This is a genomic window from Ochrobactrum sp. SFR4 (genome assembly GCF_019730395.1).
Lineage (GTDB): Bacteria > Pseudomonadota > Alphaproteobacteria > Rhizobiales > Rhizobiaceae > Pseudochrobactrum.
Window position 1 is genome coordinate 1 of sequence record NZ_JAAPBB010001297.1, and the last position, 240, is coordinate 240.

Annotated in this window: 1 protein-coding gene; it reads right to left on the reverse strand. The window is 42.9% G+C overall.

The window, feature by feature from the left end; all coding sequences use genetic code 11:
- Positions 1–217 (reverse strand): hypothetical protein (locus tag HBA93_RS23210; protein ID WP_221724797.1); only part of this gene is annotated, 217 nt, incomplete at its 3' end.
- Positions 218–240: the final 23 nt, after the last annotated feature.

Genomic DNA, 240 nt, shown 5'->3' on the forward strand with positions numbered 1-240 from the left:
ACAGAGCGCCTTCGCGTCCATTAACGATGCTTACGCCCCAATTGCCATTTGTAAAAAATGGTACTTCCTTAGACGATCTATCGGATTGAGAAGGCACAGGTTCTGGTCGCTTGAATGTCTGAGGTTTTTCGGCTGCTATTTTTTCTACGCTAATCACCGATTGTATGAACTCAGAGTCGGGATTCACCAGAGCTGTGATTTTACAATTGTCATCCATTTTACAAGTCTGAAAGATCTTGT